The organism is Ensifer sp. 1H6 (assembly GCF_001976035.1).
GTDB lineage: Bacteria > Pseudomonadota > Alphaproteobacteria > Rhizobiales > Rhizobiaceae > Ensifer > Ensifer canadensis.
In genome coordinates, this window is the sequence record NZ_MOAI01000023.1 from 69,584 (window position 1) to 86,465 (window position 16,882).

Here is a 16,882-nt window from a genome sequence, read left to right on the forward strand (position 1 = left end):
CCGCGCGTCGGAGCGTCGTGCGGAGTGAAGCGGTTTCATGCGGGTGCTATTGGTCGAGGACGAGGCAGAACTTGCGGGGGCGCTGAAGACAGCGCTTAGCCAACACCGCATGGTCGTCGATCATGCGCGTGACCTGGCGGAGGCGACCCTCGTTCTCAGCGATGCGGTCTATGACGTCGTCGTGCTCGATCGGCGGCTGCCGGATGGAGACGGGCTTTCGCTCATCCCGGCGATCAGATTGCGGGGCAACAGCGTGCCGGTGCTTGTGCTGACGGCGCTGGGCGAACTTGCGGATCGTGTCGCCGGACTTGATGGCGGCGCCGACGATTATATCGGCAAGCCCTTCGCATTCGAGGAGCTTCTGGCGCGCCTGCGGGCGCTGGCGCGGCGCCCTGTCGCCGTACAATCCGACGTCGTGGCGGTCGGCCGCCTGTCGTTCGACCTCGCCCATCTTGAAGCCAAAGTCGATGGCGTGCCCCTGAAAATGCCACGCCGTGAACTGCTGGTTCTCGAAACCCTGACGCGGCGCATGGGGCGGATGGTGCTGCGTGCGGCCCTCATGGAAGCCGTGTTCGGCCTTGACGACGAAATCCAGTCGAACGCCCTCGATACCCACATATCGCGTGTGCGGAGAAAGCTTCTCGACGCCAATGCAGGCGTCACGATCAATGGCATTCGCGGCGTCGGCTACCTCCTGCGGGAAGCGCAATGATCACCGGCACGCCGCACTCCTTCAAATGGCGGCTCGTCCGCTGGCTGGTGCTCTTCGAAACAGCCGCCATCAGCCTTGTAATCGCCATCGCGGTCGGTCTGCTCTGGGCGACTGGCTATCTTATCGACGGCTACGAGAACGGCAATATCGATGTGCTCACGGACGCGATCGTGCGCGATGGGCAGAACAACCTCGTGGTCCAGGAAACCCCAGAGCTGGCGCGGCTGCGGCGCGAAGTAGGCGAGATCTGGTTCATCGCTCGCGACCGCGCCGGACACAGGCTTTCCGAAGGCGCGGTGCCTCTGGCATTCGCCTTTGCCACGGCCGGTCTCGACCGGATGAACGACGGACGCTTCAGGCTCTCGCCCGACAAGGATTCGCGGCCGGAAGCCGTCGTCAAATGGGTCGATTCGCCCGCGGGGAATATCCAGATCTTCACCGGCACGGAGGGGCAACTCACGCTTCGCCGGCTGCTGCTCGGCACCTCTGGCGCGTTCCTGACCATTTTCGTGCCTATGCTGCTGTTGCTGGCACTCGCCACCATCATCGTCACGCCGATCGTCGTTCGCCGGATGCTGGCCGGTCTCTCGCATGCAGCAGCCCATGCAGCCCATATCGAGTTTGACCAGCAGGGCGTGCAGATGCCGATCAAGGGCGTTCCGGCCGAATTCCTGCCGCTGGTCGAAGCTTTCAACAATGCCCTTAAACGCCTCGACGAGGGATATGCCCGCCACAAGCGCTTTCTCGCCCAGGCGGCTCACGAGTTGCGCACCCCCATTGCAATCCTCAACACGCGGGTAGCAACGTTGCCGCCGAGCGACGGCAAGGCGCGGCTGATCGAGGACACCAATCGCCTGGCGACACTCGCCGGCCAGCTGCTCGACCTGCAGCGCCTCGGCAAACGAACGACCCCGTTTTGCCCGCTCGACCTCAGGGCACTCGCCGAACGCGTCATTGTCGATCTGGCGCCACTTGCCTTTGCCGCCGGATACGAAATGTCCTTCGATCCGGCAGACGAGCCGATGATCGTCCTTGGCGATCATTCGTCGCTCGAACGGGCTTTGACCAATCTCGTGCAGAATGCCATCGAGCATGGCGGTCGTCGCGGCAAGATCACTTTTCGCGTCATGGCGCCGGCGCGCGTCGAAATCTGCGACGAAGGTGACGGCGTCCCACTTGCAGAGCGCGAACGAATTTTCGAGCCGTTCAGCCGGCTTCATCCCGGCGGCAAGGGCGCCGGGCTGGGCTTGAGCTTGGTCAGGGAGATCGTGCACCTCCACGGTGGCCATGTCGCGATCGTCGACGCGACATCGGGCGGCGCATGTTTCAGGATCGACCTGCCGCCGGCATGACGCGCTACTGCATGTTTCCTTAAATCGTATCCGATTCAAGGATAAAAACATGCAGCAATTTAAAGTGCTACAGCGACCTTTGCGCGTCTGATAAGACGCGCGGCGCTGTAAAGAAGCGTGTTCTCTCTGCGCCATGCTCGCCGCTTCGACTTTTCGGAAAGGGGGTCGATCGTAAAGATTGTATTTAATCTTTTCCGGTAAGTTTCCGTTAGCAATTTCACATCAATGGGGTCCCGGCGGTACTGTTGTTCGCCGTCGACAATGTTTTGCGTACGGGTGCTCATGCGTTTTTCAGCTGTGCCAGCAATGTTCCTTGCCTGTCTGGTTTTGGCGGGCTGCACGTCCAGTTCGACGCTGGACACGATCGTGCCGCAGCAGCCCTCGCGCGAAACGACGAGTTCGGTCGTGCCGACGTCTCCCGTGCCTTCGGCCAATGTCGGCGTCGCAGCGGCTCAAGCCGCCCCGCCGCAGGAGGTGCTGGCCTGGGCCGGAGCAGTTCCGGAACCGGAAGCCTTCCGACCGCAGGCTAAGACGGCGGCAACGCCCATGCCGCTGGAGCGGCCCGTTGCCGTGATCGCCCCGGCAACACCCGCGGTCCTGACGACACCGGGGACACGCACGCAGATCTACAGCCATCGCTTCCGCGATGCCAAGCCGATTAATTTCGGCCGCGCATCCCCGCGCAAGATGGCCGTTCATGGTGTCGACGTGTCGCGCTGGCAGGGCGAGATCGACTGGCCCAAGCTGCGCGCGCAGGGTGCCAACTTCGCCTATATCAAGGCGACCGATGGCGGCGACCACCTCGATCCGATGTTCAAGAAGAACTGGCGCAAGGCAAAAGAAGCCGGGCTGAAGCGCGGCGCCTACCACTTCTTCTATTGGTGCCGCACGGCCGGCGAGCAGGCCGACTGGTTCATCCGCAATGTTCCAAGAGAAGCCGGCGCTCTGCCGCCTGTCATCGACGTCGAATACAACGGTGAGTCCAGCTGCAAGCGACGCCTGTCGCGCGCCCGTGTGCTTGAAAAGATGCAAGTCTTCATGGACAAGCTCGAGGCGCATTACGGCCAGCGACCGATCATCTACACCGCCCCGGATTTCTATCAGGACAACCTGACCGGCGAACTGCTCGACTACCCGTTCTGGCTGCGCTCGGTGGCAGCTCATCCCTCCAAGAGATATCCAGGCCGCAAGTGGATCTTCTGGCAGTATTCGGGCTCGGGCCTGTCGCACGGCGTCGAAGGCAAGATCGACCTTAATGTGTTCCACGGCAACGAGAACGAATGGCAGAACTGGCTCGCCAGGCGGGCAAGCTAGGTTTTGCGACAGACCAGGCGCCTGACGTGTGCCTGGCTGGCCTGATCTCTGTTTCACAGCTGCGTTGCCCCTGAGCCGAAGCCTGCTGTGGTGCCGTCCCTATGCACTTGGGCCGCCGCATTGCGCGCGGGAGCAGCCGCGCGCTCCGGGCCCAGTTTCAAATCCTGAGTGATTACAACCTGCCTTGTTGGAGTGGACGGCTCCCAACGGCATCGAATGTGCCAGAATGAGTTCGTTGAAATCTCAATCGAGGGAGACCGTCCGTGGAACAGATTATCCGAATTGGTATGGATACGTCAAAGAGCGTTTTCCAATTGCATGGTGTGAATGCGAGCGAGCAGCCGGTGCTTCGCAAGAAGCTCTCACGCAGGGAAATGGTGAAGTTCTTCGCGAAGACGCCGACGACCACTATTGCGCTTGAGGCCTGCGGCGGTTCGCATCACTGGGCGAGATTGTTAAGCTCGTTCGGTCACGAGGTGAAGCTGATCGCGCCGCAACTGGCAAAGCCCTACGTCAAACGTGGCAAGAACGATGCGGCAGATGCAGAAGCATTGTGCGAGGCGATGAGCCGCCCGACCATGCGCTTCGTGCCGGTAAAGACCGCCGATCAGCAGGCAGCCTTGATGCTGGTCGGAGTGAGGGAAAGGTTGATCCGCAATCGCACCCAACTTTCCAATGCTATCCGCGGTTTTGCCATGGAGTTCGGCATCGTCGCGGCCAAGGGTATGTGCCGGATCGAACCGCTGTTGCAGCGCATCGCCAGTGACGAGGCTCTGCCGGAATTGGCACGTGAGCTCTTCGCCATGCAAGGTGAGGAACATCGTGATCTTCTTGCCGAGATCAAAACCGTCGATGAGAAGCTGATGACCTTGCATCGTGCTGATGAATGCAGCAAACGCTTGGCGGAAATCCCCGGTGTTGGACCGATTGGCGCATCGCTTCTGATGATGAAGACCCCGGATCCGACGATGTTTAAATCGGGGCGTGATTTTGCCGCCTGGATCGGTCTGACGCCCAGAGATCATTCGACCGCCGGCAAAGTCAGGCTTGGTGTGATCACCCGCGCTGGCGACGAGATGCTACGAAGCGTCCTGGTGGTTGGTGCCACCGCCCTTCTTCAGCAGGTTCGGATAGGTCGAAGTAAACACGCCTCCCGATGGCTCCTTGAACTCCTCCAACGCAAGAAGCCGAAGCTGGTTGCGGTGGCGCTGGCGAACAAGATCGCCCGTGTCGCCTGGAAGCTTATGGTCAGCGGCGAAGCGTGCCGAAGATCACAAGATGTCCCGCAGGCTGCGGGGCTGGCGGCATGACAGATTGGCCATCACGGTGAGCACACAATGAACGCTACCGTGCTGAGCTGATGCTGTGAACTTGCAAGAGAAAAGCAGATGGTGCGATCGATCGATCCAAGACGCGTGAAACTCCGTTATATCCAGTGGCCATTTAAGGTCGTTGCCTTGTTGGGAACTCGCGTCGCGGAAACCATCTTGGCCAGTGGTCATGTGCGACCGCATTCAAAGGCCGCACATATGGAAGCAAGCGATCCGATCGAAAATATCTGCAGAAATGACTTGCAAGCGGGAGCCGTCCACATATGCATAAAGGCAGCTCCCCAAAAGAAAAAGCCTGCCGCGGGAGGAGGTGCGGCAGGCTTTCAAAGGGATTGAATGGCAACCGGGAGGAGGAGTGTCGCCATTCCGGCAAGCGCTCGTTGGGAGGAGGAGAAAGCGCTTGCACACTCGAAGTCCTGCGGGAGGAGATGCATCGCTTCGATGAGTTGACTATACAAGAATGCACGCGATTTCGTAGATCTGACTTCGCAGACCAGCCATGCGCGGAGCGCCGGTCAGGCACTCCGAGGGCACCATGCAGGTTCTACAGCGCCGCGCGTCTTATGAGACGTGCAAAGGTCACTGTAGCACTTTGAATTGCTGCATGTTTCTAAATAGGATTTAGGGAAACATGCAGTGGTCTTGACTGAAGAGACCATAGAAATGCCGGCGCACGGTTACCCCTTCGCGTGGGCGCGCCCACCAAGTCGGCAAAAAACGATAATATTCCAAATGGTTAGTTGAATATTAGCGACAGCGCCTGCAAGCGTCACGCCCATGTCACGGGAACGGTCCCACAAACCGTGTTATAAAATCCCGTCATCGCGTGTCTCGGACATCCCTCCGCCATCGGTTGTGGATGCGAGAAGCATTGAAAGCCCATGCAAATCGGAAAGGATCGGCGGACTATGCCCCGCTACATGTACCATATCCATGCGGCCGGCGTGACGAGCCGCGATCAGGCCGGCAAACAGCACCCCAATGACGGCCGTGCGGTCGCTTACGGACAACTCATCGTCGACGAACTCGCCGAGGAATACGAATATCGGGGCGCGATCGTCGACGTCCTATCCCCGAGCGGGCGCCTGATCGCGCGTCTGGTTTCGAGCCGGGCGTTCCCGCCGTGGCTGCAATCCACACCACCCGAGCAGCGCGCGCTTCACTGATCCGCGTTCGGAAGTCTGTGCGGAGGCCGTCGCAATGGCCTCCGCTTGGACAATGCCAGTGAACGGGTTGGTTGAGGAAACATGCTTGGTATCGGCCATCGTCCGCTGGAACCGCTCCATAGGGTAGAAGCCGCGCGCTACGGCTCTCGCTGCGCGAATGAGCTAGCGCCGTCTCGCGCGTGACACAAGCACGTTGCGGATCGAAAAGCTGGAATGAATGCGCAACACGCCCGGGAGCTTCGCAAGGATTTCCTTGTGGATGCGCTCGAAGTCGCCGGCATTTTCGACCTCCACCCGCAACAGATAATCGGACCCGCCGGTCATGAGGTAACATTCCTGGATTTCCGGGTGTTTCCGCACCGCCGCCTCGAAGCGATTGAGGTGCTCCTCCGTCTGGCGTTCGAGCGTGATGTTGATGATCACCGCAATGGCGTTGTCGCCATCGGCGTTTCCGACCAGCGCCGTATAACCGCGGATCACGCCGCCCTGCTCCAGCAGATTGATGCGCCTCAAGCAGGCCGAAGGTGACAGCCCCACCTCGGCGGCGAGCTTTGTGTTGCTCATGCGCGCATTGAGACGCAGCAGACGAATGATGTTGCGATCGATCGCATCCAAACCGGACATGCAGATTCTTTCATTTTCCCGCCGATAATTCTTAAGATCAGCGAATACTCGAATATTCAAGCGCTACTTCGCATGATCGTGCTCGATTATTTCACTATGTTCGAGCGCAACTTCTGCCGGGTTTGGGGGCTGGTAACAGCGAGCATTTTGCGCGTACCTCAGCCCGTTTGACGATCGATCTGTGATCCTGAGGATGCGATGAAGATTACCATATTGGGCGCCGGTGTGATCGGCGTCACCTCCGCATATTATCTTGCCAAGGCGGGTCACGAGGTGACCGTCCTCGATCGGCAGTCCGGCCCTGCTCTGGAAACGAGCTTTGCCAATGCCGGCGAAATTTCTCCCGGCTATGCCTCGCCGTGGGCGGCACCCGGCATCCCGCAGAAGGCACTCAAGTGGCTGTTCATGAAGCACGCGCCCTTGATCATCCGCCCGATGGTGGACGCTGCCACCTGGCGCTGGATGACGGCAATGCTGCGCAACTGCACCTCGGCGCGTTACGCCGTCAACAAGGGGCGGATGGTCCGCCTTGCCGAATACAGCCGTGATTGCCTGATTGCGCTACGCGGGGAAACGGGCATTGCCTACGATCACCGCACGCAGGGCACCCTGCAGCTCTTCCGGACCGCCAAGCAACTCGACGGCATCGGCAAGGATATCGAAGTGCTGAAGGCCGATGGCGTGCCCTTCGAAGTGCTCGACCCGGCCGGCTGCGTGGCCGCTGAACCAGGCCTGCAACCGGTCCGCGACAAGATCGTCGGCGGCCTTCGGCTGCCGAATGACGAAACCGGCGACTGCTTCAAGTTCACCAACGAACTGCAGAGACGCGCCGAGGCTCTCGGCGTGCAGTTCCGCTTCGGCGTCGATATCCGCCGGCTTCGACAGGAGGGCAACCGCATCGTCGCCGTCGAGACGGCAGAGGGCGAGATCCGTTCCGACATCTTCGTCGCCGCCCTCGGCAGCTATACGCCGGCGCTCCTAAAGCCGCTCGGCCTTCGCCTGCCCGTCTATCCCGTGAAGGGCTACTCCATCACCGTTCCGATCGTCGACGAGACGCGGGCGCCGGTATCGACGATCATGGATGAGACCTACAAGATCGCCATCACCCGGCTTGGCGATCGAATTCGCGTCGGCGGCATGGCGGAGATCGCCGGCTTCAGCAGTGCCCTTCCCCAGACACGTCGCGCGACGCTCGAACATTCGGTCGAAGACCTGTTCGGCGGCGCTGGCAACCAGAGGCAAGCAACCTTCTGGTCCGGCTTGCGGCCGATGACGCCGGATGGAACACCGGTGGTCGGTGCAACGCGCTTCGCCAACCTGTTCCTCAACTCCGGGCACGGCACGCTCGGCTGGACCATGGCCTGCGGCTCGGGCCGCGTGCTGAGCGATCTGATCAGCGGCACCAAGCCCGAGATCGAAACGGCGGACCTGGCGATCAGCCGATACCACTGATGGGCATTCGTATCGCTTCGATGCCGAGCGTAAACGTCAGAACATACTGGTGATCCGCCGGGCCGTCACGAGTCCGCCTCGCCGGAGATCTGGCGTTGAACGCGCAAGCGGCATCCCCTTGCCCGTGCGTTGCAGGAACTGTCGATAAGCCGGATGCTCGATGAGAAGCCGTCGGCCAAGGCCTGACAAAAAGTCGACATCGTCGGGCTTCAACGTCAGGCGGTTGTGCAGCCGCATGATGCGTTTTGCCGTTGGCGGATCGGCGGTATCGGCGAGCGCCAGGCGAACGATGCCGACATCGAGATCGCGACAGCCTTTGCCGGAACGCTGAGTGGCGCAGCGCCATCTGATGACCTGATCACGCCAGACGGGCAATCGATTTTGCAGGGCATCGAAGCTCTGGAAGTTCGGAATGTTGATCATCGCATCGATCGCGGCCACGATCGCATCGGGGGCTTTCGGGCTCTTTGCATTGATGGAAAGATCACCTCCAACCCGCGTCGAGGCATCGACGACGATGACCAGCAGGTGCCGGAGCCGTCGCGCGCGGGCGGCAGGAAGCGGTTCCGGCGCTGGCCGGCCCATCAGATGCAGCAGGCTCTGTGTTCCGATGCCATCGACCAGGCCGCCGTCGTATAATTTGAGATAGTTCAGATCCGGCGCCGTCTCGTAGCGGCCGAGCGCATTCCAATATTCGCGCTCGACAAGCGACGTCGCGCCACGAGCAGACGACTGTGCTCGCGGGCTTCCGCCATCGCCTGGCAAACAGCTTTTGCTGAAGTTCTGCAGGGTGACCGGCGCAAACACCACCGGGACAGCGGCGGACGCCGCCACGGCATAGGCCAGCGGATAGTCATTGTAGTTGCTGCAGATTGCGGCAAAGGATGGACGATCGAAAATGAACGGGTTGCGATTGTAGAGGTCGGTGGCGTGGATCACCAGCCGAGGACGGTCAGGACGGCTCATGTCGCCAAGTGTCGCGCCCCGGAAGAGCTTGCGATCGAGCCAGGACGGGAACCCCGAGAGGTCGTTCATGCCACCCTGATAACCGCGCAGCAGATTTTGCGGCGTGAAGGCCGTGTGCAGCGAGGCTTCCACATCCTGACCGAGAAAATTCCGGCGAAAATCGTCAAGACCGGTCCGCCCGCGAAGCGCGAAATGGGAGGCAAGGACCGCACCGCCCGAAACCCCAGCAACGACTGCGACGTCATCGGCGAGCATTCGGTTCTTACCACCGGGCGAAGGCTGATCAGCCAGGGCGGACAGTACGCCATAGCCGAAGGCGGCAGATCTGGCACCACCGCCAGAAAAGGCAATGATGATGCCGACGTCGCCAAAGTTTTGCGCGTCCCGGAACTGGATGCTCCCGGTGGTGAAGACAAGTGGCTTGTTGGTCGGGCGCGTATCAGGCGCCATGCAGCCGGACAAGATCATGGCGCCGACAAGGACGCCTCTCCTCAGGACGCGGCCGGCGGTGATCCATAACCGCCGCAAATCGCGAACATCTGACCGCACGAGATGCCACCTGTCCCATCGTTCTCCGCAGTTCATCGCCATCTCGCTCCGTCCGCGGGCTGATCCAGCCGGGCCGACATTGATGTCGGCGCCGACCGTTCGAACACCTTACGGATCTAGATTGAGACAGCATGGCATGCCGCGGCGGGCGAAGCGAAAGCGGCGGCTCCGGCTCCCTCCGACAACGGTTTCTGGAAGATGGGATGCCTCCTCCGGCACCGTGGCCAAGCGGTTCTATCACTGAGGTCAACATGACTCTGGCCGCGACAGATGCCTTTATACCCGCCCGTCGTACCGATTATCCTCGGCGCCGCCGCGTTCGTGGCAATAACCGCAGGCAGTCCCGCACCAAGGCGTACAGTGCTCTTTCATTGGAAAGCAACCGCTCGGCATCGACTTTGCGCGCCACCAATCGCGGTGGCCTTCGGGGTCAATGGGACTTCGCCCTCGTCGGCTCGGATCGTTTCCGCCCGCCATCGAGATTCAAGCTGAGCTGCACGCCGCGGCTCAGCTTCGGCAAAGGTGCCGTGAGGTCGATACGGCCAAAAATCTGCTTGCGGCGCTCACTGTCGCGCTCCCGCTTCAGGCGAGAATCGGCGACGGCGGCCAGTGCGCGATTGATGATGTCAGTGCGGGTCATCGTTCATCTCCACATCTGTTCTCTTTTTGTTCTATTTTTAGCAGAATGTCAAGTGACCAGATCCCAGGTTGAGAACAGCGGCAACGCGGGCCGGTCGGCGCGACAGCAGCACGTGAGCGGCGGGTCACCCCGGCAGCCGCTAAAGCGCGTCGCGATCTCCAGGATTCTCTTGTTGCGCTTTAAGCTCTGGTTCTGCGCATGCCGTTATCGCAAAACCGCTGCGCACTGCGCGACATGCTTTAGAACGTGATCTTCACCGAACTGGCGCTGCGGTTGGCCGGCCCGTGAAACACCGCCTCAATGTTGTTGCCATCGGGATCGAGCAGGAAGGCGGCGTAGTAACCTGGGTGATAGGGGCGTTCGCCGGGTGGCCCATTGTCCTTACCGCCGTTTTCAACGCCGGCCTTGTGAAAGGCGTCGACCATGGTGCGGTCCCGGGCCTGGAACGCGAGATGATGGCGCCCGGTCAGCTTTCCCTGGGCCGCTTCGCTATCGGCGGTCGACACGAAAAGCTCGTCGGCCCAGAAGTAGTCTTTGCCCTCGCCTCCCATCGGCACATCGAGAGCTTGAAACACGGCTTCGTAAAACCTCCGGCTGGCGCCGAGATCCTTGATCACGAGTTGAATATGGTCGATCAGCCGACCGCGGTGCAATTCCATCCGGAAATCCTCCGTTCGCAATCGGCAGAAATTTAGGTCCGACCTGAGGTCCGTCAATGGTGGCGGAGCATCGGCACCTTGGCCGCCTCAGGTCTCCGGGGCCGAAGACAGGATTTGGACGATGTGATTATAAGGGCTTGAAATAGCCGCAATCGCTCGCCATATGGGGCATAACGAATTGATCGTTGAGCATAGACAGTCTCGGTGAGACGGATGTGTTCCGGTCAGAGTTTGCGCTAAACCGCTGACCACGGATGTACTGGCAGGGTAAAGCAGCGAACGGGAAAAGGTCGGCATTGCCGGCCTTTTTTGTTTTGGGATCCCTCGGTCTCATCAAAATCCGAACAGATCGGTTGCGCTCGACTGCCTTTGTCTGGCAGAAGACCCGGGAACGCGATCGCCATCAGTTTTAGGGTGGGGTCGGGCGGGCGATTGACGTCTACCTCGCTGCCACGAGACCACGTGGCCGTTCACGAATTTTCCGCGGCATGAGCCGTCGGAATGGCGGCGCCGCTGACATGCGAAAGAGCCATGATCTCATTCAGACCTATGCTTGAGAGCGAGTATGCTGGATATCTCGCCTATTTCATCCCCGACTATGCCACGGAGATCGCCGCCAACTACGGGCTCCCCGACGCAGACGCCCTCGCCCAGGCAACCGGTGAAATCGCCGAGGACCTGCCGCAAGGCGTCGGCACGCCAGGCAACGTCCTGCTGTGTCTGATCGACAGCGAAAGCGCCGAGCATGTCGGCTATCTCTGGTATCGACCGGACGCGAAGGGCCGCTCAGCCTTCATCAGCGATTTCCATATTCTGCCCACCCACCAGGGAAAAGGCCTTGGAAAGCTCGCGATCGAAGCACTTGAGGCCGAGCTCTTGGCAAACGGGTTCGACCAGATCAAATTGCGCGTCGCCGAAGACAACAGCCGCGCCCGGCATGTCTATGAGGCAACAGGGTTTCGGGTCACCGGCACCAATATGAGCAAGACGCTCAAGCCGCGCTAGAACTCAACGCATACTCAGATATGGCATCGGCGGTTGCCCCCGGTTACGATCCCATGCGGAACTTAAGCCGGCCGTCGTCGTTGGTACCTTGCTGCTGCATGTTTCCTTAAATCCTATTCGATTTAAGGATAAAAACAGGCAGCCATTCAAAGTGCTACAGCGACCTTTGCGCGTCTAATAAGACGCGCAAAAGGCGCTGTAGAACAAACGAGGTGCAAAAAATGGCAAATGACATTCAGCGATCCGTCGAAGACCAGATTTCCGAGCTGCGGGCACAGGTTGCCGATCTGACACGATCGATCTCCGCACGCGCTGGCGAGGCTGCAGGCAGTGCCGCCGATCTGGCGGAGGACGCAAGAGGACGGGTGAGCTCGGCCGCACGTGTTGTGCGTGCACAGGGACAAAGCGTTGTCGAAGCGGCAAAGGACAACCCGGGCACCGCGACGACGGTCGTCAGTACGGCGGGACTGATCGGCTTTGCCATCGGAGTCCTTGTCGGCGTGTCCTTCCAAAGCAACGCGCGGTGGCGATAGCAGGCAGAGCCTGAGGTTGACCCTTCCGTCAACCGCAGGGTCAGGCGCTACTCTATTGCATCGGCATGTTCACCAACAGGGTGCCGGCCACCCCGAGCCCAATCAGGATGAAATGGGTGATCTGCATGGTCTCCTGACGGACATAGTAGGCAAACCAGGCACCGCCGAGCAGCATGATCAGGCTGAGAGCGATGAAGGCTGCGAGAGCGAGGTTCGCCCATATCATCGCGGCGGCACCGTCCGATAGTCCGAAGAATGTGCCGATAAGCATGATGGCGGCCGCCGCCAAAAGCATCATGGTTGCCACCTCCATCACCAGAACGAAGCTGAAGACCATACGATGCCACACAGCGTTCGTTACACGGCGCGACAACAGCGGTGTACGGATGGGCGGTTCCTGATCGAAGAGCTGCATGCCCATCAGCATACCAACCGCAAAGACGCCATTGCGAAATGCGACGACGTTGTTGAGGACGATAACGGCAAGCCAGAGCGCGAGCCCGGAGAGCAGTACGGCTTTGATCAGAAGAAGCGAGGTTGGTTGAGTCATTTCGATATCACCATGGGTTGGGCCTGCACGCTCAAGCGCGATACCTTGATGACGATCGGCAGTGGCCGCCCGTGACACCCGAATGACGCTTTTTTCGCTCAGCGTCGCTTTTTCCATGCGGACGGAGGCTGTCCACAGCTTGAGCAATAAGTTGGGGATCAACCGGCAGCCCGCGATGTGCCCGCTCCCGACGCGTCTGGACGCCTTATTGAGGCCACGAAAGCAGTGGCACCATTCCTGTCGGCGGGCCTAAGACCCATTGCCTTGCGCGGGATCGAACGAGGGCCTGCGCAAGGCATGATCGGCAAGGCGCCTGTCGCCAGTATCTATCAGAGCGAGTGATGTCAGAGGCCGCCTATTACGGCTATGGCGCTTGCCTGCGCAATTCGGCGATTAGCGGCGTCGTTGAGTCAGCGCCATGCCTGCCAGGATCAGAACCACGCCAAGGGCGCTTGCAAGGAAGGTTGCGGATGTTCCCCGCAACAGATCGAGCGCCACGCCCGAGACCATCTGCCCGCCGATCACCAGCAGGGCGGTATTGACGGCACCGATGCGCGCGATGAGCCAGCTGCCGGCGGCAACGAAGACCACACCGATCGAACCACCGAGATAGGCGTGCCAAGGCGCGTCCGCAGCGCCCGCCGGGATCAGCCCGCCGACCGACAGCCCAAGAATGCTCAACGCGACGAAGCCGACGACATGGTTCCAGAACGATGCGATCAGCGGTGACGTCGAGAGACTGAGCCGGCCATTGACCTGCCGGCTGACACCAACAAGCACACCGGCGAGACAGGCGAGAAGGATCGGCAAGGTCATGCGCTGCCTCTGCCGAACAGGATGATAAGGGCGCTGCCGGCAACGATCAGTGCCATGGCTGCCAGATCGCGGCGATCCGGGCGGCGCATCGGCAGGCCGAACAGCCCCCAGCGATCCGCAGCGATGCTGAATACCACCTGGCCCGCCAGCCCCAAGGCAAGAGTCCCGGATAGTGCAAGCGGTGAGTTCACGGCAAAAGAGGTCAACATGACGGTCACGCCGCCGGAAATCCCGCCAAGATAGGCCCAGAGCGGCGCATGCGGTTTCGTCCCGGCATTCCGGTTGCGCCAGGGATAAAGCATGGCGAGCATCACAAGCGCCGCCACAGTCCCCGTGCCATGCGCCGCCCAGGACGAGAACAACGCGTTGCCGTAGCGTCCCAGTTCGCCGTTGAAGTGAACCATGAGGGTCAAGAGCCCGCCGGTACCAAAGGCGGCCAGGAGATGCAGCGGATTGAGTGGGTGCCCGGAGGGACTGGTCATGAAGGGGTGCTCGCAACAGAATCGGTCATGCGACAATCATCACCTGCCGATTGCCTTTCCTCCAGAGACTTCGATGACAGACTGACAGCTTTCACTCGGTTTCGCCCAACAACCCGACTGGCTGCAGTTTCGCCTTGCGATGTTCTGCGCGGGGCCGCCCGGCGGCGTCTACGGCGTGGGCGCCACAGGCGGCATCACCTATATGAGGACGATACACCACCGGCTGCAATACGAACTGCACGATCACGCCCGCTTTCCAGGCGTGATCCCGGGCAGCCGAAACATTCAGCGCCCGGGGATCCAGGTGATGAAACGGACGAGTTTGTCCGTCAGCCCCTTGTACGGCGGCGAGATCAAATCGCTCGGCGCCGGATCGTATTTTCTGAGCACCGACATCGACTTGGAAAAGGTCAGGAAGCCTTCCCTGCCGTGGTAGTGGCCCATGCCGCTCGCCCCGACACCGCCGAAAGGCATGTCGTTGCAGGCAAACTGGTAGAGCGTATCGTTGACGCAAACGCCACCGGCAACGATGCGGGCGAGGATCGCTTCGATCTCGGCCGCATCTGCGCTGAAGCAATAAAGCGCCAGCGGCCGATCGCGACCGAGCACATAGCCGATCGCCTCGGCCGGGGTGCGATAGCCGATGACCGGCAGGATCGGCCCGAAGATCTCCTCGCGCATAACCGCGCTGTCTTGGTCCGGATCGAGCACTACGGTGGGCTCGAGCATTCGCACCCGCGACGGTGGCATCTGTTTCATGTCCAGCAGCGAAACCAGTTCGTATCCGCGCGCGCGCGCATCGTTTACCAGAGTGGCGAGGCGGTCATGCTGGGCTTCGTTGATGATCGACGTGTAGTCCTCATAACCGTTGCCGGCACCGTAGCGCTCGCCCATCTGCTGCTTCAGCAGGGTGACGAAAGCATCGCGTTTGCTCTCATGAACAAGGACATAGTCCGGCGCGATGCAGGTTTGGCCGGCATTGAAGAACTTGCCGGTGGCGATGCGGTTCGCAGCACGCGGCAAATCCGCCGTCTCCCCGACGATGGCGGGTGATTTGCCGCCGAGCTCCAGCGTGACCGGGGTCAAATTTTGAGCGGCAGCCGCCATCACCTTACGGCCAACGGCGGTGGAGCCGGTGAAGAACAGATGGTCGAACGGCAGGGCGGAAAAGGCCGCCGAGAGATCAGCACCGCCGAGCACCACCGTCGCGCGCGTGTCTGGGAAAACATCGGCGATGAGCGTGCGCAAAAACTCCGACGTGCGCGGCGTATGTTCGGACGGCTTGAGAAGCACATGATTGCCGGCACCGATCGCCGCGACCAGAGGCGCGAGCGCCAGATTGACCGGGTAGTTCCACGGCGAAATGATCCCGACGACACCAAGCGGAACGAACCGAATTTCTGCCTTTGCCGGCCAGAGCTTCCATCCGGCCGCCCGGCGTTCGGGCTTCATCCAGGCCTTGAGCCTGGCCAGCGTGTGATCGATCTCCGAAAGAACCACGCTGCCTTCGCCGAGCAGCGTCTCGTGAACTGAGCGATGGCCGAAATCGGCGCTGACCGCCTTCGACATCTCATCCAGGCGCTCGCGGAAAAGACGGCGCAGACGCTTCAGATCGTCCCGGCGCTGCTCGTAGGACGGACGCTGTTCGAGCCAGGCGGCACGCAGCCGCTCGAAGCTGGGCTGCAGCTGAAACGGATGGTTATCTTGCATGCGCATTGCCTTTAGTCGAGCGCGCGAACAGCCATTGCGCCGTGTAGTAGGTACCCAGCACCCAGACGGCATTATAGGGAATGTTCCAGCGGAACCGCCCATAGGCAAGCAGCGTGTCGCTGACCATGAAGAACAGGCCGCCGAGGGCTGCCGACCGCGCGGCGGATTTCTGCGGCGCTCCAACCGCCAGCTGTCGATCACGGGAAATTGCCTGTGCGGCCATTGCTGCCAGCGCCAGCGCATAGATGACAACGGGAAGGCGCATACCGGGCGGCAAGGACGACCACAATCCGGTAATGACGATCAAACCGATCCCTGCGAAGATCGCGAATATCCCCTTGTCGGCGGCAAAGCGGCTATCGCGGGTCAGCGCCCAGATATAGGCGCAGTGGGTCAGGAGAAAGCAGACGAGGCCGGCGAGGAAATAGTCGCCCGGCAACATCAGAAAGAAGTCGCCTGCCGCCGCAAAGGCGAGCCCGGCGACAATCGCCAGCCCATAGGCCCGCGATGGCGGGCCGATGTTGCGTAGAACAGCAATGAGCAAAAGTATCGTTGCCGTCGGCTTGGTGACGTAATGCAACCACCGCCAGCCGGATTGATCGCCGCCGGCCAAGAGACTGCCGATGATGGCGAGAACCGCGCAAACGGCAAACAGCGCATAGATCGATGCGTTGTTTCGCGCGCTCAAAGTACTGCTCTGCCTCATGCCCGTCCCTCGTTATCAGCGAGACTGGCTCGCCCTTATTGCCCAACAACGACCGGCATCGCCGATCCGCAACCGTTTATTCGAGGGACTGTAGTCAAGCCCCGGATATTGTCCATAGCTGAACAAATATGGAGGCGCTGTTCCTTGCGCGTAAGGCTGAGTGGAATCCATTTCTAGTGCCGCCCGGCATCCGTCTGCATCGGAGAAGCAATTGGTTGGCGATCAGCGGTGTTCGCTACCGGCGAATGCTTTCTATAATTATCACTACATATTTCTGCGGTCAGGGTTGCGGGAGATATTTTTGCTATTTATATA

The 16,882-nt window shown here is 60.7% G+C and carries 17 protein-coding genes; 8 read left to right on the forward strand and 9 right to left on the reverse strand.

Annotated elements, in window-relative coordinates:
- Positions 1–37 precede the first annotated feature (37 nt).
- The 5 genes from BKP54_RS24115 (at position 38) to BKP54_RS24140 (ending at position 5,875) form a co-directional block, all read left to right on the forward strand.
- On the forward strand, positions 38–712 hold the full coding sequence (locus BKP54_RS24115) for a response regulator transcription factor (protein WP_057225058.1): 675 nt from the start codon (positions 38–40) through the stop codon (positions 710–712).
- Positions 709–2,064 (forward strand): HAMP domain-containing sensor histidine kinase, encoded by a 1,356-nt coding sequence (locus BKP54_RS24120; protein ID WP_057225059.1) that lies wholly within the window; start codon positions 709–711, stop codon positions 2,062–2,064. The genes BKP54_RS24115 and BKP54_RS24120 overlap by 4 nt, the downstream gene beginning before the upstream one ends.
- Positions 2,065–2,346: 282 nt before the next feature.
- Entirely contained in the window at positions 2,347–3,378 is a 1,032-nt protein-coding gene (locus BKP54_RS24130; RefSeq protein WP_057214642.1) for a GH25 family lysozyme, read from the forward strand.
- Between the two features lie 263 nt (positions 3,379–3,641).
- Complete coding sequence (locus tag BKP54_RS24135; protein ID WP_084815039.1) at positions 3,642–4,688, forward strand: IS110 family transposase; 1,047 nt, start codon at positions 3,642–3,644, stop codon at positions 4,686–4,688.
- 929 nt (positions 4,689–5,617) lie between these two features.
- Positions 5,618–5,875 carry a hypothetical protein gene (locus tag BKP54_RS24140; RefSeq protein WP_128090487.1) on the forward strand — a complete coding sequence of 86 codons (258 nt, stop codon included), beginning with the start codon at positions 5,618–5,620 and terminating at the stop codon, positions 5,873–5,875.
- Between the two features lie 162 nt (positions 5,876–6,037).
- Here BKP54_RS24140 and BKP54_RS24145 read toward each other — a convergent pair whose 3' ends face one another.
- Positions 6,038–6,499, reverse strand: a complete 462-nt coding sequence (locus tag BKP54_RS24145; protein ID WP_025428262.1) for an Lrp/AsnC family transcriptional regulator — start codon at positions 6,497–6,499, stop codon at positions 6,038–6,040.
- A 198-nt stretch (positions 6,500–6,697) separates the two neighbouring features.
- Between BKP54_RS24145 and BKP54_RS24150 the strand changes: the two genes are divergently transcribed.
- On the forward strand, positions 6,698–7,951 hold the full coding sequence (locus BKP54_RS24150; protein ID WP_057214645.1) for a D-amino acid dehydrogenase: 1,254 nt from the start codon (positions 6,698–6,700) through the stop codon (positions 7,949–7,951).
- Positions 7,952–7,987: 36 nt separating this feature from the next.
- Here BKP54_RS24150 and BKP54_RS24155 read toward each other — a convergent pair whose 3' ends face one another.
- The 3 genes from BKP54_RS24155 to BKP54_RS24165 form a co-directional block, all read right to left on the reverse strand.
- Complete coding sequence (locus BKP54_RS24155) at positions 7,988–9,466, reverse strand: patatin-like phospholipase family protein (RefSeq protein WP_158071722.1); 1,479 nt, start codon at positions 9,464–9,466, stop codon at positions 7,988–7,990.
- A 430-nt stretch (positions 9,467–9,896) separates the two neighbouring features.
- Complete coding sequence (locus tag BKP54_RS24160; protein ID WP_025428259.1) at positions 9,897–10,106, reverse strand: hypothetical protein; 210 nt, start codon at positions 10,104–10,106, stop codon at positions 9,897–9,899.
- Between the two features lie 239 nt (positions 10,107–10,345).
- A complete protein-coding gene (locus BKP54_RS24165; protein ID WP_025428258.1) occupies positions 10,346–10,765 on the reverse strand; it encodes a VOC family protein in 420 nt (139 codons plus the stop codon).
- A 531-nt stretch (positions 10,766–11,296) separates the two neighbouring features.
- On the opposite strand from BKP54_RS24165, the gene BKP54_RS24170 reads away from it, so the two are divergent.
- Entirely contained in the window at positions 11,297–11,770 is a 474-nt protein-coding gene (locus tag BKP54_RS24170) for a GNAT family N-acetyltransferase (RefSeq protein ID WP_057214676.1), read from the forward strand.
- Positions 11,771–11,991: 221 nt separating this feature from the next.
- Positions 11,992–12,303 (forward strand): hypothetical protein, encoded by a 312-nt coding sequence (locus BKP54_RS24175; RefSeq protein WP_057207381.1) that lies wholly within the window; start codon positions 11,992–11,994, stop codon positions 12,301–12,303.
- Between the two features lie 52 nt (positions 12,304–12,355).
- On the opposite strand, the gene BKP54_RS24180 is transcribed toward BKP54_RS24175, so the two are convergent.
- From BKP54_RS24180 to BKP54_RS24200, 5 genes are all read right to left on the reverse strand, one after another.
- Positions 12,356–12,970 (reverse strand): DUF2165 family protein, encoded by a 615-nt coding sequence (locus tag BKP54_RS24180; protein WP_107027650.1) that lies wholly within the window; start codon positions 12,968–12,970, stop codon positions 12,356–12,358.
- A 276-nt stretch (positions 12,971–13,246) separates the two neighbouring features.
- The gene (locus tag BKP54_RS24185; RefSeq protein WP_038577720.1) at positions 13,247–13,669 is read right to left on the reverse strand and encodes a DMT family transporter; all 423 of its coding nucleotides are present in this window, start codon (positions 13,667–13,669) and stop codon (positions 13,247–13,249) included.
- Positions 13,666–14,151 carry a DMT family transporter gene (locus BKP54_RS24190; protein ID WP_057207383.1) on the reverse strand — a complete coding sequence of 162 codons (486 nt, stop codon included), beginning with the start codon at positions 14,149–14,151 and terminating at the stop codon, positions 13,666–13,668. The genes BKP54_RS24185 and BKP54_RS24190 overlap by 4 nt, the downstream gene beginning before the upstream one ends.
- A 285-nt stretch (positions 14,152–14,436) precedes the next feature.
- Entirely contained in the window at positions 14,437–15,861 is a 1,425-nt protein-coding gene (locus BKP54_RS24195; protein WP_057225065.1) for a coniferyl aldehyde dehydrogenase, read from the reverse strand.
- On the reverse strand, positions 15,851–16,567 hold the full coding sequence (locus BKP54_RS24200; protein ID WP_057225067.1) for a lysoplasmalogenase: 717 nt from the start codon (positions 16,565–16,567) through the stop codon (positions 15,851–15,853). Before BKP54_RS24200 ends, BKP54_RS24195 begins: the two co-directional genes overlap by 11 nt.
- Between the last annotated feature and the right edge of the window lie 315 nt (positions 16,568–16,882).